The sequence below is a fragment of the Proteus penneri genome (assembly GCF_022369495.1).
GTDB classification, from domain to species: domain Bacteria; phylum Pseudomonadota; class Gammaproteobacteria; order Enterobacterales; family Enterobacteriaceae; genus Proteus; species Proteus penneri.
This window is the reverse complement of record NZ_CP059690.1, coordinates 2,797,090-2,821,088: the sequence shown is the minus strand read 5'-3', so window position 1 is coordinate 2,821,088 and position 23,999 is coordinate 2,797,090. Positions and strand designations below refer to the sequence as shown.

General features: G+C 47.1%; 28 protein-coding genes. 18 read left to right on the top strand and 10 right to left on the bottom strand.

The genetic code is table 11. The features are described from left to right. Nucleotides 1–6: 6 nt before the first annotated feature. The 3 genes from H1225_RS12795 to H1225_RS12785 all read right to left on the bottom strand — a co-directional run bounded on the left by H1225_RS12795 (nt 7) and on the right by H1225_RS12785 (nt 2,012). The gene (locus H1225_RS12795) at nt 7–978 is read right to left on the bottom strand and encodes an AAA family ATPase (RefSeq protein ID WP_025610721.1); all 972 of its coding nucleotides are present in this window, start codon (nt 976–978) and stop codon (nt 7–9) included. Between the two features lie 110 nt (nt 979–1,088). After that, nucleotides 1,089–1,268 (bottom strand): hypothetical protein, encoded by a 180-nt coding sequence (locus H1225_RS12790; RefSeq protein ID WP_025610722.1) that lies wholly within the window; start codon nt 1,266–1,268, stop codon nt 1,089–1,091. Nucleotides 1,269–1,409: 141 nt separating this feature from the next. Then, nucleotides 1,410–2,012, bottom strand: coding sequence for a hypothetical protein (locus H1225_RS12785; protein WP_025610724.1), 603 nt, complete (start codon nt 2,010–2,012; stop codon nt 1,410–1,412). Nucleotides 2,013–2,381: 369 nt separating this feature from the next. Between H1225_RS12785 and H1225_RS12780 the strand changes: the two genes are divergently transcribed. The 17 genes from H1225_RS12780 to H1225_RS12700 all read left to right on the top strand — a co-directional run bounded on the left by H1225_RS12780 (nt 2,382) and on the right by H1225_RS12700 (nt 19,441). Beyond that, nucleotides 2,382–2,708: a hypothetical protein gene (locus H1225_RS12780; RefSeq protein WP_025610726.1), complete on the top strand. Its 327-nt coding sequence runs from the start codon at nt 2,382–2,384 to the stop codon at nt 2,706–2,708. A 15-nt stretch (nt 2,709–2,723) separates the two neighbouring features. Continuing rightward, nucleotides 2,724–3,143 (top strand): single-stranded DNA-binding protein, encoded by a 420-nt coding sequence (locus H1225_RS12775; protein WP_025610728.1) that lies wholly within the window; start codon nt 2,724–2,726, stop codon nt 3,141–3,143. 79 nt (nt 3,144–3,222) lie between these two features. Continuing rightward, complete coding sequence (gene bet, locus H1225_RS12770) at nt 3,223–4,041, top strand: phage recombination protein Bet (RefSeq protein WP_000414662.1); 819 nt, start codon at nt 3,223–3,225, stop codon at nt 4,039–4,041. An 82-nt stretch (nt 4,042–4,123) separates the two neighbouring features. Continuing rightward, entirely contained in the window at nt 4,124–4,267 is a 144-nt protein-coding gene (locus H1225_RS12765) for a hypothetical protein (protein WP_163000553.1), read from the top strand. A gap of 61 nt (nt 4,268–4,328) precedes the next feature. Next, the gene (locus tag H1225_RS12760) at nt 4,329–5,345 is read left to right on the top strand and encodes a YqaJ viral recombinase family nuclease (RefSeq protein ID WP_025610729.1); all 1,017 of its coding nucleotides are present in this window, start codon (nt 4,329–4,331) and stop codon (nt 5,343–5,345) included. 209 nt (nt 5,346–5,554) lie between these two features. Further along, nucleotides 5,555–6,514: an AAA family ATPase gene (locus H1225_RS12755; protein WP_025589991.1), complete on the top strand. Its 960-nt coding sequence runs from the start codon at nt 5,555–5,557 to the stop codon at nt 6,512–6,514. Next, entirely contained in the window at nt 6,514–7,281 is a 768-nt protein-coding gene (locus H1225_RS12750) for a hypothetical protein (RefSeq protein WP_025610731.1), read from the top strand. The genes H1225_RS12755 and H1225_RS12750 overlap by 1 nt, the downstream gene beginning before the upstream one ends. Before the next feature lie 98 nt (nt 7,282–7,379). Then, entirely contained in the window at nt 7,380–8,333 is a 954-nt protein-coding gene (locus tag H1225_RS12745) for a DUF3150 domain-containing protein (protein ID WP_025610733.1), read from the top strand. Between the two features lie 61 nt (nt 8,334–8,394). Then, complete coding sequence (locus H1225_RS12740; RefSeq protein WP_025610734.1) at nt 8,395–8,835, top strand: hypothetical protein; 441 nt, start codon at nt 8,395–8,397, stop codon at nt 8,833–8,835. A 69-nt stretch (nt 8,836–8,904) separates the two neighbouring features. Next, nucleotides 8,905–10,560, top strand: a complete 1,656-nt coding sequence (locus tag H1225_RS12735; RefSeq protein WP_025610735.1) for a VWA domain-containing protein — start codon at nt 8,905–8,907, stop codon at nt 10,558–10,560. Nucleotides 10,561–10,642: 82 nt separating this feature from the next. Further along, entirely contained in the window at nt 10,643–11,140 is a 498-nt protein-coding gene (radC, locus tag H1225_RS12730; RefSeq protein ID WP_025610838.1) for a RadC family protein, read from the top strand. Then, entirely contained in the window at nt 11,140–11,481 is a 342-nt protein-coding gene (locus H1225_RS12725) for a hypothetical protein (RefSeq protein WP_025610839.1), read from the top strand. The genes radC and H1225_RS12725 overlap by 1 nt, the downstream gene beginning before the upstream one ends. A gap of 91 nt (nt 11,482–11,572) precedes the next feature. Beyond that, on the top strand, nt 11,573–12,646 hold the full coding sequence (locus H1225_RS12720; protein ID WP_025610840.1) for a DUF7146 domain-containing protein: 1,074 nt from the start codon (nt 11,573–11,575) through the stop codon (nt 12,644–12,646). An 89-nt stretch (nt 12,647–12,735) separates the two neighbouring features. Further along, on the top strand, nt 12,736–13,440 hold the full coding sequence (locus H1225_RS12715) for a hypothetical protein (RefSeq protein ID WP_025610841.1): 705 nt from the start codon (nt 12,736–12,738) through the stop codon (nt 13,438–13,440). A gap of 92 nt (nt 13,441–13,532) precedes the next feature. Continuing rightward, nucleotides 13,533–14,477, top strand: a complete 945-nt coding sequence (locus H1225_RS12710) for a thioredoxin family protein (protein WP_025610842.1) — start codon at nt 13,533–13,535, stop codon at nt 14,475–14,477. Between the two features lie 2 nt (nt 14,478–14,479). After that, the gene (locus tag H1225_RS12705; protein WP_025610843.1) at nt 14,480–15,868 is read left to right on the top strand and encodes a conjugal transfer protein TraH; all 1,389 of its coding nucleotides are present in this window, start codon (nt 14,480–14,482) and stop codon (nt 15,866–15,868) included. Nucleotides 15,869–15,871: 3 nt separating this feature from the next. Next, a complete protein-coding gene (locus tag H1225_RS12700) occupies nt 15,872–19,441 on the top strand; it encodes a conjugal transfer protein TraG N-terminal domain-containing protein (protein ID WP_025610844.1) in 3,570 nt (1,189 codons plus the stop codon). Nucleotides 19,442–19,473: 32 nt separating this feature from the next. On the opposite strand, the gene eexR is transcribed toward H1225_RS12700, so the two are convergent. Genes eexR through H1225_RS12665 form a run of 7 tightly spaced genes read right to left on the bottom strand, consistent with a single transcriptional unit; the run spans nt 19,474 to nt 23,149 of the window. Next, nucleotides 19,474–19,905, bottom strand: coding sequence for an entry exclusion protein EexR (gene eexR, locus H1225_RS12695; RefSeq protein ID WP_025610845.1), 432 nt, complete (start codon nt 19,903–19,905; stop codon nt 19,474–19,476). Between the two features lie 57 nt (nt 19,906–19,962). Continuing rightward, nucleotides 19,963–20,496, bottom strand: a complete 534-nt coding sequence (locus H1225_RS12690) for a FlhC family transcriptional regulator (protein WP_000566753.1) — start codon at nt 20,494–20,496, stop codon at nt 19,963–19,965. Next, nucleotides 20,493–20,792, bottom strand: a complete 300-nt coding sequence (locus H1225_RS12685; protein ID WP_000210563.1) for a flagellar transcriptional regulator FlhD — start codon at nt 20,790–20,792, stop codon at nt 20,493–20,495. The genes H1225_RS12690 and H1225_RS12685 overlap by 4 nt, the downstream gene beginning before the upstream one ends. Then, nucleotides 20,789–21,337: a lytic transglycosylase domain-containing protein gene (locus tag H1225_RS12680; RefSeq protein ID WP_025610846.1), complete on the bottom strand. Its 549-nt coding sequence runs from the start codon at nt 21,335–21,337 to the stop codon at nt 20,789–20,791. Before H1225_RS12680 ends, H1225_RS12685 begins: the two co-directional genes overlap by 4 nt. After that, a complete protein-coding gene (locus H1225_RS12675; protein WP_031858616.1) occupies nt 21,324–21,986 on the bottom strand; it encodes a DUF6475 domain-containing protein in 663 nt (220 codons plus the stop codon). Before H1225_RS12675 ends, H1225_RS12680 begins: the two co-directional genes overlap by 14 nt. Further along, entirely contained in the window at nt 21,973–22,842 is an 870-nt protein-coding gene (locus H1225_RS12670) for a hypothetical protein (RefSeq protein WP_025610848.1), read from the bottom strand. The genes H1225_RS12675 and H1225_RS12670 overlap by 14 nt, the downstream gene beginning before the upstream one ends. Nucleotides 22,843–22,897: 55 nt before the next feature. Next, nucleotides 22,898–23,149 (bottom strand): helix-turn-helix domain-containing protein, encoded by a 252-nt coding sequence (locus H1225_RS12665; RefSeq protein ID WP_000451746.1) that lies wholly within the window; start codon nt 23,147–23,149, stop codon nt 22,898–22,900. A 117-nt stretch (nt 23,150–23,266) separates the two neighbouring features. Here H1225_RS12665 and H1225_RS12660 point away from each other — a divergent pair, with 117 nt between their 5' ends. Next, nucleotides 23,267–23,914: a LexA family protein gene (locus tag H1225_RS12660; protein WP_025610849.1), complete on the top strand. Its 648-nt coding sequence runs from the start codon at nt 23,267–23,269 to the stop codon at nt 23,912–23,914. The last annotated feature ends 85 nt before the right edge of the window (nt 23,915–23,999 follow it).

Sequence of the window (23,999 nt, the reverse complement as noted above, 5' to 3'; positions counted from 1 at the left end):
CTTTTTTTAACTTTCTCGAGAAGCTGCTTGCTTCAAGTCCTTAACGGTCAAAAATTCCTGACTACGTAGGATCATCCTTTTTACTGCTCTACGAACAATACGTTCAATATCAGCGCCACTCTTTGTAGAAAATATCCCGAGGATAGATTTATCATCTAACTCAAATTGGCGACGTACACCACGCAATTTGAGTGAAAGAATTTGTTGTATTTGCAGCTCATCAGGTAATGGGAAGTCAATTTTTTCATCGAAGCGTCGCCAGATAGCACTGTCTAAAATGTGCTCATGGTTTGTAGCTGCTAAAATTAGACTCTTCCCTTGATAAGCGTCCATCATCTGAAGCACTGCGTTAACGACGCGGCGTAACTCGCCATGTTCGCCTGAGTCAGAACGTTCTTTGCCTATGGCGTCAAATTCATCAAATAAAACCACCATAGAATGTTCAGCAACAAAATCAAAAACTTTGCGAAGATTCGCGGCTGTTTCACCCAAAAAAGATGATACCAACGCATCGAGACGAACAATTGCAAGAGGTAAATCAAGCTCAAAAGCAATTACCTCAGCTGCTAAGGTTTTCCCGCAACCCGGAGGACCATGAAAAATAATTTTTCCAGACGGCTTCATTCCAAAACTTCTCAGCACATCGACACGGCGGTGTTCCTCAAGAAGTTCCTCGATGGGTGCGATACTAGATTCAGGTAAAACCATTTCTTCTATTGGTCGCTGAGCTTGTCGAACATCTAATAGTGGTAGTCCTCGCTCTTTATCTACAGGAGGAGTAGGCAAAGTGTTACGTCCATTTTGTTTAAGCGGTCTTAAATGCTCACCATACAATATCTGCTCAAGATCATTTGCAAGAAGGTGATGTTGCTTTTGACGCTCATCTTGAATAACAGCTTCTGAAGCAAGCCGAAAGGCCTCGGAATCACCAATGGTTCCAGCCCTAATCAACTGTCTCAGTATTTTACCGTTAGCCACTATTATTCCCCTTTGCACTGTTCATTTATAATCGAATTACTCAGTCTTTTGTCGTATTAAATACTAATTATTTCATCATATTAATAACGATTTAAAATAATCAGACGTAACTACTTAGTATTATCTGAGGCTATGATGGGGCTTAGCCCATTCGATTTTGCATAATCCAAAATTAGTATTTCTATCATAGATGCTTGAGAGCGATGTTCTTTTTCCGCTGCTGCTTTTAGCAACAGCTTGATTTCTTTAGATGTTCGTATTGACAAAGTCTCTTCTTTTGAACGCGACACTATGCTTCTCCATGATAAATAAGCAATACAATGTACTGCATTATGCGTACATTGTATACTGTTTATTGAACTCATTACGGATAGCATGGATAGCGATATAGAGCCCCTTCGAGAGGGGCTGGTTGATGGGAGCCTAGTTGGCTAGTTGGCGGGGGTATCTGTTTCCTCTTCAGTGATATCGTCATCGGTTGACGGCACCGCTTGCTCAACTTCTGCTTCTTTACCCTTAGCTTGGGCTGATTTTCGTGCTCGAATTTCGATATCAATAATGCGTCGAGCCAGTCTGATGATGCGCTGTTGCCATGCGTAGTTGCCATCAACACGTTGCTTGTTGCTAAGCACGCTAGATAACCAGAGTGTGTCCATTGAGATCATCAACGCATCGAGTTTGCGAACTAAGCCGACAAACTGGCCAACCTGAGGCGAGCTGATTTTGGCGTTGAAGGTAATCGGGTCGGTGTAGTCAGGTACTTCATCGATACCGTTGGACTCCATCAGTTTGTCCAATCGAGCTTGTTCGTTGTCTACTGCCTTAGCGCAATCCTCGATCAACTGGCTAATGATCTGTTCCACTTCATCAATTTCGTTCTCATCGCCAATGATGCGCAGGATGACATCGATTCCGTAAAGCGCACTGACCGTCCGTCTAAAAACACGGTCAACGACACGTTGCGCCTGTAAGCTATTAATTGTGAATGATTGTTCAAAGATGGGTTTTGAGTAATTGGGTTTTGCTTGGGCCATAAGATTTTGCTCCTGATATGACAATAATCAGTCCCTAGCCTAATCCTCTGTGAGGTAATGGCCTTTCAGCTAGGTGGAAGAATTGAGCATCTTTCTGACTATCCTGTCTGGATAAGACGGTTACACTGACTATCAAATATTGCTGATCTGTTTCAGTGATATCTGCGCCTGAGAGCATGAGCTCAAAGGAAGCCCGCCGCTGAGTTTTCTCAGTGGCACTAAGAGGTAGCTAGCCTCCTTAAACAAATAGCCAGCATGTTTTTACATGCTCAACCATGCGTTCGTTACGGTTCGCCTTTTCACCACCCAACTGGGGGAGTTTTCCCCAGTTGGGGGGGACTCCTTCAAAACCAACATAAGGAGTCACCAATGGAATATATCTTCGGATTTATTATCCAAATCGCAGGCATTATGTTGCTTGCAATACTGAGCTGGTCGCTTTTGCGATTGCTTGCTCGTCAATGCGTGCGCCCGTTTCGATTTGTACTTACTAAAATCAAGCGATTGCTCACACCAACACCAAAACGTCGTCCAATGGCAGTGCCTAAAGCTCCTGGTATGCCCCGTTTGACATCTGCGTTTTACAAAGAGCCACATAAGTACGACATGGCTTTACTCGAAATACCAACTTATCTGCGTCGTCAGTCTTCTTTGCCCAGCCGGGTAGAAGCGACTGTGTGCACAGAGTTCAACTAAGACGAGGAGAACATCATGAAAAACCAAGTAACACTCATAGGCTACGTTGGCTCTGAGCCAGAGACACGAGCCTATCCATCAGGTGATTTAGTGACCAGTATTTCACTGGCCACTTCTGAGAAATGGCGCGACCGTCAATCCAATGAGCTCAAAGAGCATACGGAATGGCATCGGGTCGTTTTTCGAGATCGTGGTGGATTTAAGTTAGGGCTAAGAGCAAAAGATTTGATCCAAAAAGGAGCGAAGCTTTTTGTTCAAGGGCCTCAGCGCACGCGCTCATGGGAGAAAGATGGCATTAAGCATCGATTGACCGAAGTGGACGCGGACGAGTTTCTGCTTCTTGATAGTGTGAACAAAGCATCTGAGCCATCAGCGGCGGATGATGCAGGCTCCCAAACTAATTGGGCACAAACTTATCCTGAACCAGATTTTTAACCGAGCAAAAACGCTTTAACCCAGCCGGGAGTACTTTCCCGTCAGGGGCAGACTCCCACTTTGATTGTCGGAGTCCACAATGGAAAAACCAAAGCTAATCCAACGCTTTGCTGAGCGCTTTAGTGTCGATCCAAACAAGTTGTTCGATACCCTAAAAGCAACAGCATTCAAGCAACGTGACGGTAGTGCACCGACCAATGAGCAGATGATGGCGCTCTTGGTGGTTGCAGATCAGTACGGCTTGAACCCTTTCACCAAAGAGATTTTTGCGTTCCCTGATAAACAAGCTGGAATTATTCCAGTGGTAGGTGTCGATGGATGGTCTCGCATCATCAATCAACACGACCAGTTTGATGGCATGGAGTTTAAGACTTCAGAAAACAAAGTCTCCCTGGATGGTGCGAAAGAATGCCCGGAATGGATGGAATGCATCATCTACCGGCGCGACCGTTCGCACCCAGTCAAAATCACTGAGTACCTGGATGAAGTCTATCGACCGCCTTTTGAAGGTAACGGCAAAAATGGCCCTTACCGTGTAGATGGTCCATGGCAGACGCACACTAAGCGAATGCTAAGGCATAAATCCATGATCCAGTGTTCCCGCATTGCGTTTGGCTTTGTGGGAATTTTCGATCAAGACGAAGCGGAGCGAATTATCGAAGGCCAAGCAACACACGTTGTTGAGCCATCGGTGATTCCACCCGAGCAAGTTGATGATCGTACCCGAGGGCTTGTTTACAAGCTTATCGAGCGGGCGGAAGCTTCAAACGCTTGGAATAGTGCATTGGAATACGCCAATGAACATTTTCAGGGTGTTGAACTGACGTTTGCGAAACAAGAAATATTTAATGCACAGCAACAAGCAGCCAAAGCGCTCACACAGCCTTTAGCTTCTTAGCGCCACGCATTCATTTTACTAACCCTGGCGGGATTATTCTCCCGTCAGGGGGAAGGTCTCGTCTTTTTTTTGGAGATCTTCCATGACTAAATCAGCCTCACTTTTTCGCTTGGTATTGGTTGTTGCCCTTGTCGTAGGTTCGATTCAAGCCGGTATAGCGGCAATGGATTCGGTTCAAGCAAGTGTTGTTCAGCACCAAACAGCGTTAGCACAAGCTGCAAAGTAACCACTTAACCCTGAAGGGGAGTTCTCTCCTTCGGGGGAGTCTCCCCCTCAAAGGAGACAATATGAAGGTTATCGACCTATCACAACGTACTCCTGCATGGCACCAGTGGCGCATTGCAGGGATTACGGCATCTGAAGCCCCAATTATTATGGGGCGTTCACCCTACAAAACACCTTGGCGATTATGGGCAGAAAAAACCGGATTCGTATTACCGGAAGACCTGTCGAATAATCCTAATGTACTTCGCGGTATACGGTTGGAGCCTCAAGCAAGGCGAGCATTTGAGAATGCGCATAATGACTTTCTTCTGCCGTTATGTGCAGAAGCCGATCATAACGCAATCTTTCGAGCCAGCTTTGATGGCATCAACGATGCGGGCGAACCCGTTGAACTGAAATGTCCTTGCCAGTCAGTTTTTGAGGATGTGCAAGCTCACCGAGAACAAAGCGAGGCGTACCAGTTGTATTGGGTACAAGTACAGCATCAAATACTGGTCGCCAATAGCACGCGTGGTTGGTTGGTTTTCTATTTTGAGGATCAACTGATTGAGTTTGAAATACAACGAGACGCGGCGTTCTTAACTGAGTTGCAAGAAACAGCGCTTCAGTTTTGGGAGTTAGTACAGACCAAAAAAGAACCGTCAAAATGCCCAGAGCAAGATTGTTTTGTTCCCAAGGGTGAAGCTCAATACCGCTGGACATCGTTGTCTCGCCAGTATTGCTCAGCACATGCCGAAGTGGTCCGACTGGAAAATCACATCAAATCTTTGAAAGAAGAAATGCGAGACGCTCAGTCGAAATTGGTCGCTATGATGGGTAACTACGCTCATGCCGATTATGCTGGGGTCAAACTCAGCCGCTACATGATGGCGGGTACGGTGGACTATAAGCAATTGGCCACCGATAAATTAGGCGAGCTGGACGATCAGGTTTTAGCTGCTTACCGAAAAGCGCCACAAGAGCGGTTGCGTATCAGCACCAATAAGCCAGAGCAGCCCGTTGAAACACCAATCAAAATCAGCCTTGAGCAAGAGAACTTGGTTCTGCCAGGTGACTCGCCGAGCTCATTTTATTTTTAACGTTCACTTGGAGCCGATTTCGGCTCCTTTCTAATGCGCTTATACCAAGTGCATCAGAAAGCAGTTTCACTCGTAGCCAATGCTGGATACGAATGATAGAGCGAGCTGAACTCTTACATACACAGCCATACCACAATCAACACACCACCCGACGGGGACTTCATTCCCTGTTGGGGCATGGGGCCTCGTCAAAACTGATGAGGTTTACCATGACTGAACAATCCCCATTTTTGGTTCAAGTGAATCAAGCGTTTAATGTCCCGGCTCCTGATGCTTTCGTTCTGGAAGGATTTAGTGCCGACACTACCCATCCAAACATTCCCGTTCGCAAGGACGAGTATGTTTTTAGAAAAGAAGACTTACGTGACGTATTGGCGTTTTTGTCTAACCCAGACGGTGACGGTTTGTATATTACAGGCCCCACTGGATGCGGTAAGACCTCGCTAATTTGCCAAGTTGCTTCTCGATTGAATTGGCCTGTTCAGCAAATTACTGCGCACGGTCGATTGGAGTTGTCCGATCTTATCGGTCACCACACGCTGGTTAATGGCAACATGACCTTTGTGTATGGACCGCTGGCAATGGCTGTCAAGCATGGCCATTTGCTGATCATTAATGAAATGGATCTTGCTGAGCCTGCTGAACTGGCTGGGCTCAATGACATTTTGGAAGGTGCCCCGTTGGTCATCGCACAAAATGGCGGTGAGATCATCATGCCACATAACAAGTTTCGTTTTATCGCAACCGGCAACAGTGCGGGCAGCGGTGATCAAACGGGCTTGTATCAAGGTGTGCTTCAACAGAATTTGGCTTTTCTTGATCGCTTTAGAATCATCGAAGCGACCTATGCAGAGCCTTCTGTAGAGGAAGCCATTCTGGAGAACGTTGCGCCGGGCTTGCCAGAAGTCTTTCGCCAAAAAATGGTGAAGGTGGCTGGTGACATTCGTCGTCTTTTTATTGGGGGCGCGGATGGCGGTGCTGAGCTTAGTATCACCATGTCCACTCGGACCTTGGTGCGCTGGGCAAAGTTAACACTTGCTTTTAAAGGTGCTCCTAACGCAGTGGAGTATGCACTGGTTCGGTCTTTGACGGCTCGTGCTGAGTTGGAGCAACGTGAAGCCATTCACCGTATTGCCGCTGATGTCTTCGGTGATCACTGGGAGGATTGATGATGGAAAAGTGCTTTGCTCTTTACCGTTACAGTCATTCTGATGGGACAGCCAAAGAATGGGCCATTTATGTTGGATCAGATAACCAGGAGATTGAAGTTCGGTTTGGAAAAGCCGGTCAATTGTCGCAGCAGCGATTGATTGATTCGACTGATCCTAACGCAGAAGTAGACCGACGAATCAATGAGAAAATCAACAAGGGTTATCGATTTGTTGGACAAGTCGGCATTGATCATCAAGGGCGGCCATTTGAACTCTCAAATGCGCTTGATAGCGTCGCGTGCGCCAATAACGTCAGTTGGGAGTTTCGTACTCGCAAGGACGTCAATGGCCAAATTTCGTTGGCGCAAAAAGCGTTGTTCGATATGGCAAAGCTGCTTGAAGCCTATGGCTTGGCTGTTATTGATGATAACCAGGTCAGGATTGGAGAATGGTCATTAGGGTTTTGCAAAAGCGGATTACCTAGTACCAATCAAATCAGCATGGTGTCAGGTGAAGGCGCTGGCATTGTTAACACGGATGATGGCCCGTGGCCATTGTTGCTGTTACTGGCCTTTAAGCGTCAATTACCACCTCTGTGTTCGCTCACAGTAGCGAGTCCTGAAGGGATAGAAGTATCCGACCAACTGAAGTTGGAAAAAGATGTATTGCGGTTGCTAGGCAGTGATTTAGAGCGGGTTCGCCCGATTGCTGAAGCACTGGACTTAATGCCTGCGAAAATCGATCTCAACCAATCGTCGCCTGATTCGCAAAATTACTATTTCTGATAGTGATGTTGCCATTAGCGCGTCAACGACTACCACCCAAACGGGGGCCATTGCTCCTGTTGGGAGTGGTGCGTCCCCATCTTACATGAGGATGCACTATGAGTATTCAAACCCTCGACAAACTCTTGATTTGTCACATCGACTGTTCCATCTGGAGCGGTAGAAAAAAACTAAGGCCTGAAGATTTCAGATTAGCCAATGGCAGCCAACTTCCACCGAAGGATGTTGCCAGCTTAGGGAGTAAAAAAATTTGCGACCCAGAGGCATTGGCGAACTTTGAAAGGCTTAAGAAAGAAGCGCAGCGCTTGTGTGAGCAAGTCGGTGTGCGGTTTTTAGGTGGCTATGCCGTCCCTGAAGACCGAATTAATCAGATTGTTCCAGAGCTTGACCGGATCGGTCAGGAGTTTGCGCAGTGCAAGCAGTTGTTCTTGGACAACTATGATCAGGTGACGTTTGACTGGGTTGCAAAACACCCGGAATTTGCAGATGCAATCCGGCGTGCGCTGTCACCCATCGAAGACGTGGATCAACGGCTTCAGTTCGATTATGCCATTTATCGAATGCAACCAGCTGAACAAGCTGGTGGCTTAGATGACAAGGTCAATGGTATGGGACACACCCTCTTTAGGGAGGTGGCTCGTGATGCCAATGAACTGTTTGAGCGTTCCGTTGCAGGTAAGAATCAAATCAGTCAGCGAGCCCTTAATCCTCTCAAGCGATTAAGAGACAAGTTGGATGGTTTGTCATTCCTGGATCACCGAGTTCAGCCAATGGTTGAAGCGATGGACAATTTATTTGTTCGTCTGCCGAAGACCGGCCCTGTGACAGACAATCTCTATCACGAACTGATGGCGACCATTTTAATTTTGTCTGATCCAGACAAGATGAGAATGCACGGTGAAGGTCAATTGGATATCAGACAACTGATGCCCAAACCTGAACCTAAACCCGCACAGCCAGTATCTGCTCAGGCAGATAACTTACGTGCAATACCACAACCAACCGTCAGACCAAACCTTGGTTCGACTGTACCAAACTCATTTTATTTCTAACGTCCTTGAGGGCATGTTGCCCTGAAGGGCGAATGTCCTCTGAACTATGTAAGAGGAAATTATGCAATCAACCATCCATAACCCCAGCCAACTGAACCAGTTTGAACCACATTTTCGTGGTGTGACTGATGCTGTTGAAAGCGAATCGATACCAGAAGTGGCGTGTTGTCGAGCGTTAGTACAACGGTCGTACTCAACACATAGTGTTTTGATCCCCAAGAACCCTGTGCTGATCGCAGATGCGGACGGGCAAGGTGTTTGGGTAACGGCCATGGTATTTGTTCCAAACTTGGCATTGCAGCAAACCGCTTTTGAGCGGGCCTGGCTGCAATATCAACACGAGGTGTCTACTCAGTTACAAGACCAGTACGGTCTGACATTGGATGACATCCTGAGTTTAGACCAGCTTAAAACGTCATTTGAACAGCACGAGAGTCCAGCTCAATTGGTGGCTTGGTTAGGTCAAAAATACGACCTGGATAAGCTAAAAGCACAGGTTTAAACATCCACATTCCCAGCGGGGAAACGCTCCCGCTGAGGGAGTATTCCCCCTAATGATTAGGAGACTCCCATGAATCATCCATTAAAAAACGCCCTGCCAATCGTTGCCGCCGCTTATGGCGAAAAGTTTGGTGTGAAGGTGCTTATTCAAGGACAAGATGCGTTTACCGATGGTGAGCGGATTGTGATCCCAACAGCAAACCCAGACGACCCACACTATCAACAGATAGCTTGGGGTTATCTGGCTCATGAAGCGGCGCATATTCGGCATACTAATTTTGAAATGGTGCAGAAGGCGTCGTCCAAACCGATCCGTAAGGCACTTCTCAATATCATTGAGGACGTTCGCATTGAAAACGAATTGGCAAAGGATTATCCCGGAACCCGGCGCAGTATTTCGCAAGTGATTGAGTACATGGTGGACACACAGCAAATGTGTGTACCTGAACAGCTTGAGCCTGCATCTAACTTGCAAGCCTGGTTGTTGTTCCGCTTGAGATGCCATTTTCTGGGCCAGAAAGCGCTTACGCCTTTGTATCAAGCAGTCGATGAAAGAGTGAGACAACTCTTTCCTGCCGCAGCGATGAGCCGGTTAAGCGCCATGCTGACAGTAGTGCCTAGCCTAGCGTCTACAGGTGAAGTGCTAAAACTTGTCGATGCCATCGTTGCCATGTTGGAAGAAGAATCTCGTCCACCACAGGATGAGTCGGATGCTGATAACGGTAATGACATGGGACAAGATGCGAGTAATGACAGCAATAACAGTAGTGACAGTCAAACCCCGGAAACTCGTTCGTCTGCAATGGGGGATGCTGCTGAAACGGGGGATTCAGATAACTCTGATCAAGCTGACAATTTGCGACAAGCCTTAGAGGCCAGTGCCGCTCAGTTTGAACCCGATACCTTTGCACAAGTGGCAGAAGTGTTGTCGGAACAAGCTGAAGGACATCAGGGCGTCACTCCACTCAGTTTGCCCCAAGCAGAGCAAGCTATGTTGGGTGACGAGGCCATCTTGACCTTGTCAGCGTCTGAGTCCGCTCAAATTCGAGCCCGACTTAGGGGCATGGTTCAGTCCAGTCAGGACAATCGGAATCATGCCAAAAGGCACGGTCTTCGAGTTGCAACCCATCGTCTTGCCGCTTCACAAGCAGGTGAGTCGAGATTGTTTATTCAAAGGCAACCTCGCATTGCGCCTAATGCTGCTGTGCACTTGCTGGTCGATATATCGGGTTCAATGGGTAAACCCATTGGCGAAGGTAATCGAAAGTACTTTCATGTTGCCAATGAAGCTGCTTTGGCTTTGACCATGGCACTGGAAGGCATACCGGGTGTTGTACCTGCGGTCAGTTATTTTCCTGGTATTCATCAGGAAGTTTCTATCGCGTTATTGCCCAAGCAATCGGTTCGACATCGGGCCGCCTGTTTTGACCAAAAACCACGAGGTTGTACGCCTATGGCACAAGCGATGTGGTTTGCGGCAAACAGTTTGTTAGCGCAAAAACAGAAGCGAAAGCTAATGATAGTGCTAACGGATGGTGACCCAGATGATTGGGCTGCCACGCATGACATTGTTGACCGGTGCAGACGAAGTGGCTTTGAGCTTCTGGGAATAGGGATTCAAACACGCAGTGTTGAGAAATTCTTTCCTCAAAGCATTGTGATTAACGATGTCAAAGATCTGAAGCGTGAGTTATTCGAAGTAACACAACAACTGTTAATTCAGTAACCACATCAACTTTACCACCCTGCGGGGACGATTCCGTCCCCGTCAGGGCATGGGTTCGTCTCCGCTTTTTTTGGAGACTCCTATGAAAAACAAAAAGTTCTTAGCTGGCGAAGAAACCGGTACTTATATCGTTCCTGAGCAAGTGACTGAAGCGGATATCTTAGATATGGCGCTCAAGCTTGCCCGTGGTCGATTAAGTAAAGGTCGAAAAATTGAACAGCCATCGTCGGCGTTCTCATACCTGCAAACACTGATGCACGAGTATGAGCACGAGGTTTTTGGTGTGCTGTTTCTTGATACAAAGCATCGCGTCATTCGATTTGAAGAGCTGTTCAAAGGCACTTTAGATGCGGCGAGCGTGTATCCAAGGGAAGTAACAAAACGAGCGCTAGAACTTAATGCGGCAGCAGTGATACTGGTTCATAACCATCCATCGGGTGATCCTGAACCCAGTGAAGCTGATAAACGCATTACTCATCGACTTCGTGACGCCTTGTCACTTGTTGATATTCGAACGCTTGACCATGTTGTGGTCGCATCCGAGGGCTGTGTTTCGCTTGCCGAACGCGGTTATCTTTGATGAATGGGCGCATTGCCCATTCTCCTCCATCACAAAAGCAGTCCCATCAACACACATCATCACAGCTCGAATTTCTATTTGAGTTTGATGATGCCCCAGTCACTTGGTCTGACACGGAAATCTGGCAGTTACGCGAAGGCATTCTATTGGATGCGATCCGTGTATTGCTGGACGGTCGTGTCAGTACTCGATTGCGAAAGGATGTGTTGTCGTGGATTCAAAATGACGAATTAACGCCATTTTGCTTTCGTGTTTGCGCAATGGCTGCGGTTGTCGATCCTGATGTGCTTCGTGACTCCATCATGTGGCTATTAAGACGACATGGTATCCAGCTTGACTAACGTTCCTGCATTAACCAAACGGCTCAATGCAGGCCCAGAGCTGACTTTTATCACTTGTGGTAGGAGTCGGCTTTTTACTTAAGGAGGTTATATGGCGTTACCTTTACAAATTGAAACAGTAAGGCCATATCTTAATGGCCAATGGCTTCAAATACTGGCGGCGTTGGTGCCAGAACTTGATGCCGCTATTGCTCGAAAAGGCCGTCATGTGGCTTGTCCTGTTCATGGCGGTCGTGATGGCTTTAGGCTGTTCAAAGATGCTGAATATACCGGAGGTGGCGTTTGTAACACCTGCGGTATCTTTCATGATGGCTTTGAACTGTTGTCTTGGATTAATGGATGGAACTTTGCTCAGTCTATTGAAGCAATCGGCCAAGTTCTAGGTATTCAACCCGGACAAATACAAGCACCTTCTCGGGCAATAACGCGTAACGCTGTTGATTGGAAGGCTAGAAAGCAGGACGAGGACAAAGCGATTATCCATCGCTTGAATCAAACCTGGGGAGAAACGCTATCTCTTGCAGATACTCGTGCGCAACCAGTTTGGAACTACTTGCATCGTCGTGGCATTGTTACGCGGCTTCGTCCTGAATGGGATTCGGTGCTGAGATTTCATCCAAGCTTGCCTTACCATGATGAAGATGGTCTGTTTATCGATAGCTACCCAGCGCTGCTAGGTAAAATCGTTACTCAGCAAGGGCGTTCGGCCACGTTTCATCGGATCTACCTAAGTGAAGATGGATTCAAAGCGCCGGTTGAAAAGCCTAAAAAGATGATGCCGATACCAAGTGACAGAACAATCACTGGTGGTGCCATTCCTATAGGTGAGCCTGGTGAAGTCCTAGGTGTTTCTGAAGGTATAGAAACGGCCCTAGCGGTAACCAGAGCAACGGGGCAAACATGTTGGTCGGTTGTGAATGCAACGCTACTGGCTAGGTTTGAACCACCAAGTAATGTGAAAATGCTGTACATCTGGGCAGACCACGATCTCTCTGAGACCGGCCTGAATGCAGCGAATGAACTCAAGAAAAAAGCCTGGCAAAAAGGCATTCTGACACAAGTCTTGATCCCTCCGATACCAACGTCACTCGGCGTGAAAAGTTGGGATTGGAATGATGTGCTGAATGTTTACGGTGCCATGGGCTTTCCGAAAGTTCATATCTGATCCAAGGGGCTTCGGCCCCTTTTTTTGCGCCTTGCATATTTGAAAAAACATGGAGAATGAAAAATAGATAACCAATAGGAGAAACAAACATGATGGTATTAACCCTGTTAACAAAGCAGATTGATGGTGAGTTTACGGTTTACTGGAAGACCGGCCTTCGAAGAGGTGGTGAGCTAAAGGTCGATTTAGGTGAACAATACGACAAGCTACCTGAGCAGCAAAAGCCAATTGCAGCTGAGCTTTATGCTATTCATCACCTACTGTCAGTGAAAGAGGTGATGGGGAGTAACCGAAGCGGTAATGGGCTTCAAATCCGAGTTAGTAAAGGAGCTATCAAAAAGTTACAGAAACAACGCTCAACTCAGCATTCACTTTACAGCCTGACTAGGTTTTTGCTCACTCGATACCAGGAAGCACAGATCTCGGTAGAGAAGCGGGACGATTGGCTCTCACATTCCTTCGAAGAATACAGCGTCGATAATGCTACAGTGAGAGAAATCGATGAGGTCATCAACGTTCCGAACATTGGACCTGTCGTGGTGACTCGTCATGCACTGGAACGGTTTGTGGAACGGCTTTCAGACGGTGCTCCTAAGCATCCTTGGAAGGCTTTGTGCGCTAAATTGTGTAGCACAGAATTGGCAAAATCTTTATTGCCAGAATGTATAGCTTCAAAGAAAGCAAAAAAATATTTCGTACAGGCAGAGTTTTGGTGTCATGGGAGCTCTGGTATGCACTTTGTGATGGTGCCATCAGCCAAAGCACTTACGTTAGTAACAGTGTTTAATAGATAGTCAGAAACACACACGATTCCTTCATCTATCTGGCCAATCGCTCTTACGGGGATCTTTAGCATGTTAGCTCTGTGAAATATCTGGAGCTGACAATGAGAACGCCTTTGTTACCTTGGTTCATCCTATGGGTGACCATCCCAATCATTATTTTCTTTCTATTCATCTTGCCCGCCCATGCCAGTGATGGGCAATTCTATCAGCGTGGTCAGGAAGGCTGGTTTTGGTATCAGGTCATTCCTGAGCCAGCGGAGTCTGAAGAGCAAATAAAGCCGGAATCTGGAATCATGGAGCCCACAAAGGACGAGCTAAAACCCTTCAGTGCTGCCTGGTTCCGAGAGCACATGCAGTCGTTCATGGACAAGGCAATTGATGAGCCGACGAATGAGAATGTCAGAGCCTATCTGTATCTCCAGCGAGTCATGATGGATAAGGGCTCACAGTTTGCTGATGTTAGTCAGCAGGTGGTCATGGGCGATCCTGTTTTGGATGAAATCAGTCGCAGACCCTTGGCGACCTACGCTGCTAATCGGATGGACCGAGAAGCTGGCGCTCAACGGGATGTTGCTTTAGGTGAAGTAGCAAAGCGAGCAGGCTTGTTCTTTTTCTATCGTTCAGATTGCCCTTACTGCCATGCTCAAGCGCCTATCATCGAATCCATGGCTTTGAACTACGGTTTCGAGGTATTTGCTATTGCTGTCGATGGCTTGCCTTTACCGGGTGGAGAGTTTCCCAATTTCAAAGTCGATTCAGGACAAGCTCAATCGTTGTCCGTTACGACTGTCCCTGCCGTGTTCTTAGTTGATCCACCTAATGTCATCACTCCCATTGGCCAAGGTGCAATGAGCCTTGATGAGCTCAATAATCGAATTATTCTCGCAGCCCATCAAGCCGGTTGGATTGACGATCAAACTTACTATGCCACCCGACCTGTTCAACCCGGCGTGTCACTCGCGATGTCAGCCCAAGAGCTTAACGAAAAGATATTACAGGACCCTGAGTTCCTTGTTCGCTATCTGCGTGCACAAGGAGGGTTATAACGATGAAAAAAGTATTCCGAGTATCGCTAATCGCCTGTGCGATTGGTTTTTCATCTATGAGCCAAGCAAGCTTGCAACAGGAGATGAACCAGTTGTTTGGTTCAATGACCAACACCACTGCGCCTGGTGTATTCGAGAGTCAACGTCGTGGTGTGATATCTGGCGGAAGCGTTGTTGTTCGTAACAGGATCATGAACGAAAACCTCGTCTCTATGGTGCCTCCGTCATTCCAAGCTGGTTGTGGCGGGATTGATATGTTCGCTGGAAGTTTGTCATTTGTTAATGCGGATCAGTTTGTTCAATTACTTCGCTCTGTTGCTGCAAACGCCAAGGGGTACGCATTCCAATTGGCGCTCAGTGCTATGTGTGAGAAATGCTCCCAGCACATGGAGACACTGCAAAAGAAAATCCAGCAGTTGAACGAGTATTTTGGCAATTCCTGTCAAATGGCTCAGGGAGTCGTGAACGATACCCTGGCTGCTTTTGGTAAAAAGGGGCAAACAGAAGCCAGCATGTTGAGCTCACTTAAAGGGGCTGGAGACATTTTTACCAGTTGGAGTGAGTCCAACGGTAAGAACCCTTATGAGAATGCTTCAAGTGTCGCAGCATCGGATGTGAACAAAACGATTAAAGGTAACTTGGTCTGGCGAGCACTGAAACGTCACTCGGCATCAAGCTGGTTTGCATCGGGGGATGACCGTTTTCTTGAAGCGGTTATGTCGGTGACTGGTTCGATCATCGTTGGTGATTTAGCGAATGCCGCTGATGGCCAAGGTAAAGCCCCGAAACTGACCAGACTGAATGGCAATAAAGTGACTATTGAGCATCTAATTCACGGCGGTAACGTCGCTATGTACCGATGTGACACAGTGACACAAGACGGCTGTCTGAATCCGACAATCACTAACGTGACCCTGACGGGGTTATCAACCCAAGTAGAAAATTTACTTCTTGGTACAGGTTCCAGTAACGGCATTATTTTTAAGTTTGCTCGAAATACAGGAGCTGCTAGCACCACCGAAAAGGCTTTTATGACATCGGCTCCTGCGAGCATTGGCGGCATGATTCGAACACTTTCTGCATTAAATGAAGGGGCTGCTAGGTCGTTTGCTTCACGAGCGGCGCCATTTATTGCTGTTGAGATGGCCCGAGCATTGGTTGAAGACATGCTCAATGCAGCTAGAAGCACCTCTGGTGTAGAAGATCATGCCTATGCGAAGTTGTTAACTGAAGACCTTGAACGTGCACGTCGCCAAATCAATGAGGAATACGCCGCGTTACAGCGAAGATACGGTTCAGAGCAAGAATTGCTGGCGCATTTTAATCAGGTGATTCAGACCATTCGCAAGCAGCGTTATTACACCGTTAAATCTACGGCACTGGGGGAATAGATAATGTGGGAAATCTATTCCATCGGGGATTCGGCTTTTTTAGAGCAGGTCTTGAACGCTGTCGCGATGATCACTGGTACAGGCGACTTTACTTCAATGGTTCGCATTGGCTTGCTCATTGGGGTATTGATGGTCTCTGTTCAGGCCTTAATGCAAGGTGGTCGTGGGATTAACTTTCAACATGTTTTAGTCTCATGGCTAGTCTTTGCAACCATGTTTGGGCCCAGTACCCGAGTGAGCATTGAGGATGCGTACACGGGACAAGTTCGAGTGGTTGATAATGTGCCCATCGGTGTTGCTGCCGCAGGTAGTACGATTTCGACTGTTGGCTTTCAAATCACACGATTGTTTGAAACGGCGTTCTCAACTCCCGCCATGACGGAATACGGCTTTGCATCCAGTTTACAGTCACTGATTAAAGTGAGAAAACAGGTGATGGATCGCTCTGGGTTGGGTGATGCAAATCGTGTCGCCGGTTCGGACATCGAGCAATCGTGGTTTAACTACATCAAAGAGTGCACCTTGATTGGTATCGACATTGGCCAAAAGAACCTCGATCAGGTGCTGAGTGATCCTAACCCGATGACTGCGATTAGGTTTGACTCTAGCATTTATGGCACGCGCATCATGCTCAGTGGTAGCAGTAGCGATTTGGACTGCACCGATGCCTATAGTCAGCTGAAACTCATGACAGAATCAACCTTCATTCCAAGGCTTAAACAGGTTCTGTCAGCCTCATTGGGGACTTCGTCTGCAACGGACACTGATGACGTGATCCGAAATGCACTGAATAACCTTGGTTTAGCTTCGGTTAACACCCAAGAGTACATGACCGCGTCAGTGCTTTTGCCTATTTATGAGCAAAGCGTGACAGGCAAGTATATGGATGATCAAGCTTTCACCGCAGCCGTGATGGTTAACCAAGCGATTGAGCAGCGCAATACACAATGGGCGGCGGAGCAGACCCTGTTCCAAAGTATCGTACGTCCGATGATGACGTTTTTTGAGGGGTTCATTTACGCCATCACCCCATTGATGGCCTTTGTGATTGCCCTTGGCCAAATCGGGATGCGAATGGCCGGGAAGTACTTGTTAATCCTGCTTTGGATTCAACTTTGGATGCCCGTCATGGCCATCATTAACCTATATATCCATTTAACCGTTGCTGGGAAAATGTCGGCTCTTGATGCCTTTGCAGGTACAGAAGTGCCATCTTTTGCTGGGATGATGCAGATGGATTCAGTGCTGCAAACCTGGATAGCTACTGGCGGCATGTTGGCGTCGAGTGTTCCGGCGATTTCGCTCATGCTCGTGTATGGCTCAGCAATAACCGCTACCCACTTGGCTGGACGTCTTCAAAACGGTGATGCAATTGATGAAAAGATGGCAAGTCCAGATGTCGCGAAAAATGCCCCGGTGATGCAATCACAGTCAATGTTCCAAAATTCAGCCCTCACTGGTTCTGCTATGACCGGCGCGTCAAACCTACTTAGCAGTTTCTCTGTCGGAAATGCGGTGGGTTCAATGGTCGGCTCTGCAAAAGAATCCATGACTCAGGCAACTCAAGCCTTTAGCCGTCAAGTTGGCAATACCATGAGCCGAACCTTTGGTGAAAAGCTAAGTTACGACAATCTATCTTCGGTTGGACGTCAGATCGGTTCTTCTAATTCCGCATCTAGCGCCGTTGTTAATCAGGTTACTGATGACCTGCAAACACGGTATGGTTTCGGAGACGATAAAAAAGACGCTGTACGTGGCTTGGTATCTGGCGTGTTATCGGGAGGTCTAAGGGTCGGTGGCGATGGAACTATTACAAATACCGGTGATAAAGAAGTAGCAGACAAAGGGTTCTTGGGAAGATTGCTTGGTACAGGGGGGAATGACTCCCCACAAGGTAGCTTGCCTGGAGTCGATAAGCCTGAATCCTCAAGAGTGCCAAAAATATCACGGTTACGAGCTGGGTTGGATCTAGGTGGTAACTTTAGTGGCCAAGTTGAGTCATCAGAGGGCAGTTCTCGGTCAACGACCGCAAATACGCTCACTGGGGAGATGCAAAGCTTGGCATCGAGTGATTCACGACGTGCTGAGTATCGCGATGCCATGGTTAAGGACCTTTCAGATTCAAGACGTTCTGGCGTTGAAATGTCCTTGTCTAACCAAGACTATCAGTCTCTTCAGAGTTCAGCACAAGACGTTGTCACGGCATCAAACCGCTTTAGTGAGCTTGATCAGGCCAGCTACAGTCTATCAGGACAAAGGAACACGGATGGTGCGACGTTAACTCGATTAGCGGCGGATAACCCTGAAGTCATGGATTATTTAGGTCGCTATATGAACCAGCATGTTGAAGCCGGTAACCGATTACGTGAAAACCTTCCAATGTATCAGCGCTTGCTACCTGATGATAATCAGGCGTATGTGGCCGCAGCTATGGAGTCTTTAACCTATAGCAACTCCTCAACGCCCGCTGAACGAGACAATGATTATCAAGCAGCAATGACTGTTATGGCCATGGCTACTGGAGCCGATTTACGATCAATTCAACCGCGCTCAAATGAAGGCTTGTCATCAGCTGCACCTACTTTTGGTGGCACTCAAAGCCAAGTGGAATCGGGGGTATTGGGCGGCTACGAGGATGCTGCAACTGTTCAAACTCAGTTCAACGTAGCTCAATCAGCTTACCAAACTAATTTGTCTGGTGTTGATGGACAACTAAATGCGCATCAACAACAAGCCCAACAGGCCGTAGTTTCTGACACAAGTACCTATCAATCTGGACTAAACCGTGAAGCTGGCTCTCAGTGGCGATCTCGCATTATGGCTGATGATAGCGGAGTTTCTGGTGCTGAAATGTTCTTCAACAGCGCCAGTGCAATTGGTGACTTCAGTGGCAAGCATACTGATGCAGCACTGCATACCTTGAATCACTTTGGCGAAGACTATGAGAGTTACAAGGAGCAAGCACTTGAAGACCCTAGCTCACGAGGTTTCTTGCACAATGCAACGGTGGCCAGTAAATCAACCTGGGATGGCTTAAAAGCAGCCGTTGACGCCGGAACCTCTTTGGAAAACCCATTGACGGCGTTTAATGATGCATACAGTGGATCGAGTTCGCAGTATGCCTCCGAAGTAAACTGGGGTACTAAGTCTGAAGCCATGTTGGCTGGGGCATTCGGTGCGGCAGTTAACAATCGATATGGTGAGTTCTTAGAACAGTATGCCGATGATTTTAAACAGGAAGCATACAGCGAAGGGCAGAGAATGGGATTGACCCCGATTCAAAGTCAAGTGTTCGCTCAAGCTTTCAATGAAGGTTTGGCGGGGCGCGTTTTCAACTCTGAAGACTCATCGAGTTGGTCGCCTGAAATGCTTGGTCTAAGGGAGCAAATGCTAAATGAGTATCGTCAAAAAGATGAGAGCGGTGCTTACATCCCCGACAGTGTGTCCGAAGAAGATAAAGCATTTGTGGATAAGCAGATTGCAGTGATCTCAAATGCATCCCTTGCTGGAGATTATGCTCAGAACAACTTGATCGATATTAGGGCCTATAACCAGGCTTCAGGAAGGAACTAAAAACAGAAGGTAGCCAGCTTGTGATGGGCTGGCTATTTTTTTGGCCTTTTGGGGAGGATAGATGAGCGACCGTCTGCAAATTCGTTTACCCAGTACCAATATTTTTTTTCGCTCAGGCTTAGTTCTCGACCGGTATCTTTCAGTTGTCTTTGAAATAAATGGATTAGTCCGCTTAAGCCTAAGAAAGCTAAACCGACACATAAAATTGCCCAACTCGCTTGCCAATATGCGATTGCTAAACACATAGTGGTGATGGTTATAAGGCCGATAGGACTAGCAGTTGCTTTGAATCCCAAGTAGCTGAAAAAAACGATGGTGCAAAACAGAAATGGCAAAGCCGCTAACTTGGCAGATGCCGTAAATATTTCTGATGGAAAAAAATGAGCCGCTGCCAAAGTCGCCAGAAAAAGCCCCAGTGATATAAACCAGCAGCGTGCTGGTAAAGATTTAAGTAAGTTTGTCATCTTCTTAGTACTCTCAAAGTGCACAGACGGTGCACAATCAAATCATGCATCAGCATGTTAGTTCTCAAAAAGTGCTCTAGTGGTTTGCTCGGCCATAATCTCACACACAGGGCATTTAAGCTGAATGCGCTGTTGTGATACCGTCAAATACAGACTGCCGCATCGACACCGGTGTAAGGATGCAAGCTGTGATCTTAAATCACGAGCTAGAACCCAACCTTCATTGATGGTCAGTTTTTTCCAGGGGATCTCAGCTGGAAGATCTGCTTCTTCTCTTGCAACCAAATACGCATCGTAAGCCTTCATCAAAGCATCGATATTTAATTGCTTGTAGACATTATCACCACCAATATTGACATAAAGCGCCATAAGCAGGGAGCCTTCAACTAATGCTCTTCTGCTTTTGACGATGGCATCAGATTCTGGCAATTGACCAGGACAAGGTGACTTGCCAGTCACTTCTTTATGGAGCCTTCTGATAATGTGGATTGGCAAACCTGTATCGAGCGCGATAATGGTTGTTCGAAATCCGTATTTAATAAGCAGCGAGGCTCGGGTAAACAGCTCACTTTTGGACAGGTTATCAATCATGCATCCCCCTTGTTGTTTAGGGTTGATAATAAATAAGCGATTCTTGGGATACCTGTGCCTTTGCTCTTCACCATCTCAATCAGTTGGCTTTGGTTACCCCTTGGTTGAAACAGCATGAATGATGAGGTCGCCACTCGTTGCAGGTCGTCAACTCCAGCATTAATCAGCGCATCAACCACATCGCGTGTAAGTCCAAAGCGCAAGACCGCCTCTTGTGGATCAATGCGCGCCAATTCCCGTGCTGCGTGTAGGTATGCCAAATTTAATTGATAGAAGTCTTGTTGATTGGTTGTCATTGACGGACCTCCAGTTCATGTAAAATATTGCGATAAATAGAAAGCACTCTTTGCCCATACCAGCGTGCACGCTCTTCGTTCCAGCTGTGATAGCGGCCTATGCCAAGCTCTAAATCGTTTGGTGAAGATTTGATTGCTTCGGCCAAAATACTGGAGCCGACAGTTAGGTTGGTGATGGGGTCTAGCAGTTCTGCTGCTGAGCTCACCCGATGTCCGTGCCAATGCAAATTGATTTGCATTAGGCCAATATCGAGCTGGTATTTTTCACTCTCTTGCAGTGCTTGGTTTAACAGTTGCTCTGCTTCTGTCTTAGATTTGGCGTAGGTTGCATTTGAACCATTGCGAATTGCGTATGGCCATGGGCTGGTCATGTTGAGACCACGATGTGAGGCGGACTCAGCCAAGGCAACGGCGTAGAGCATGACAGGATCAATACCAACGCTTTGTGCTGCTTTTTCCCACTGATAGCCCGGAAACGCATAGACTGAAGTGCTTGCGGACATGGCTATCACTAGGGCAATGGTTTTTGCTTTAATCGTTTTCATTTTTGTCCTCTAATTGATTTCCGAGAAGCGTCTGAATGGCTTTCGGGCTTATTCTTTTTAATGGCACTGCGCTAAAGTTGGCGATGCCTCTCGTATAAACTTGTGCCGCTTTTGACCAGTCGCCTACGGCAACAGGCGCTTGCATATCAAATCCTTTTTGCTGGTTCTGATGGTCTGCAATACCCTGTAATAGCCTTGGGTATTCACCCACTTCGTCCCGCAACAAGTAAGCCTGGTAGCGTGTTAAAAACTCTTTTTGTTTAAAGGGGTATTCCCTGTCATCTACCTTGCAGAGTTCAACCCATCCCCCCATGTCTGAAATAACGCGGTGAATAAGCGCATCGTCAAACATCACGGATGTCCAAGCGCCAACCTGACGAACAGCCTTGTCAACTTTGTTCCAAGCAACCATGGCTCTTGAACCCGAGTTGCCATCGATATGCTTGATGACGTCAGCGGGCTTTGGAAAAAATTGCCCAGTATCCGGTGATTGAATATGCCGAGTCAGACCGATTCGCACTTCTTCAATGCTATAAGCACGAAGGGCTTCAAATGCGATGGATAGCAATTGTGGTGATACGCTTTTGCCATACATGGCCCAAGCAGCTCCCCAAACTTCAGCAAACTCGCGTTTATCAACCTCCTGCACTTGAACGAACCTCCCGAATACCTGGTCCGGCCCAGCTTTCAGCAATGCGGCGATTGCTTTCTTCAATGTTCAATTGGTGATTGCTGCCCTTTAGGCTCGTCGATGATTGCTGTACTTCATCAATGCGAACGTACTCGTCTTCCCATTGCCGGTTTAAAAGCCAGTTATGTGGCATAGGGGTCTTAGTCCGATCTTGATACTGCAATCGGTTGTCTCGTTGCTCTTTCCAGCGTGTTAGCACTTCCAAGGCGAGTTCATGGTCTTCATTGAGGCCCATGCGTAGCCATTCTTCTTTGGCTTTTGCTTTTTTTTCTTTGCGTATTTGTACATCCCAGAAGTCTTCAAACTGTATGTGGTCAACAGTTTTAACTGTTGGTTTATTGCTTCTCTCAGAGTCATCCGACCGTTGAGAGTCCCTTACCGGGTTGCCATCAGGCATAAACAATGATGAAAATTCTTCTGGTAGCCGAACTTGAAAAGCGGCAAGAGATTTCAAAAGCGATGCCATACCAATGAAGTCGGCAGGTACATCTTTAAGCAACCGAAAGGCTGCTTTACCTTGGTTTGGGTTTTCGATTGGGTTGTGCTTCAGAAAGCTCCGAATCAAAGTCCAACCGGATTCCTCGCAACGAATGAGGAACTGATCTTGTTCTAACTCATTTAGAGCCTTGGCAACCTGTTGCTCATCCCAGTTCAAGTCAGAAGCAACGTAACCAATCGGCAATCGAAAGCAGCCAAGCAAATTACAATGTGGGCATGTAAGCAAATACAGTCCTAGCAACTTCGCTGAGTCACTCCAGGACAAAACGTTTTGCTTTAGCCAAAAGCGGGTATAGACCTTGCCATAATCACGCATGGAGGAACTCGCTTTTGTGTTTACGTAAAATGCTGACCATTATTTGCCCTTAATCCTACTGGTTACTGGCTTTCAGCTCGCTTGGGCATTCGGGATAGATGTCCGGTCTTAACTGGGATCGGGTTACCTGTCCTTGCGTAGCTTGTTCGATGGGTAAAACGAATTCAGCGGGAACACGCCCTGATTTATTCAACCAAAACCAGACGTTTTGCTGTTTTGAGTTGATGGCTCGTGCTAATGCTGATTGCCCGCCTACCAAGTCAATGGCACGGCGGAGATGTTTTTGTGTCGTGTTGAACACTTCCATACCGTCTCCTGTTACAATAATAACTGTTACAAGATTGAATGTTACAGTTTAAACTGTAGATTAGTCAACAGTTAAAATTGTTGAAAGGCTACAGTTTTATTTGTAGAATACGGGCTTATGAAAACTTTATCCGAACGACTAAACCATGCCTTGCAGCTTACTGGGGTGACTCAGTCTGAGTTAGCTCGTCGCATTGGTATCAAACAGCAGTCGATCAGCCAGATTTGCTCTGGTAAATCGGCTAGGTCTCGTTACACCATGCAGATCGCGGAGGCGCTTCGCGTGAATGCTCATTGGCTCGCCACAGGTGATGGCGAGATTGGCTTGGGGGTCGGTAATGTAGAAGTTGGGCCTGACATTAAGGGAAGAATTCCTCTCATTAACTGGGTTCAGGCCGGTGATTGGACTGAAATAGCGGAGGGATTTGCCCATGAAGATGCTGAAGAGTGGCGTGAAGTCACAGGGAAAGCACATGATGGTTGTTTCGCACTTCGCGTAAAAGGCGACAGTATGGAAAATCCAAGCGGAAAAAAATCCATACCTGAGGGAGCAGTGATCGTTGTTGATCCTGAGTTACCTTACTCTTCAGGTTCATTGGTTGTTGCGCGTTTGGATGATTCGAAAGAAGCAACCTTTAAGCAGTTGGTTATTGATGGTGAACAGAAGTATCTAAAACCTTTGAACCCGCAATACCCGGCAATACCGATCAACGGCAACTGCACCATCATCGGTGTAGTACGACAAGCTATCATCGATTTCTGGTAGCGAAGGAATTTGTGGTTTAGCCACAGTTGTTCATGAGCTGAAGAAGCAACGATTGCAAACAGCTACAACTGAGCATTGGCGCACG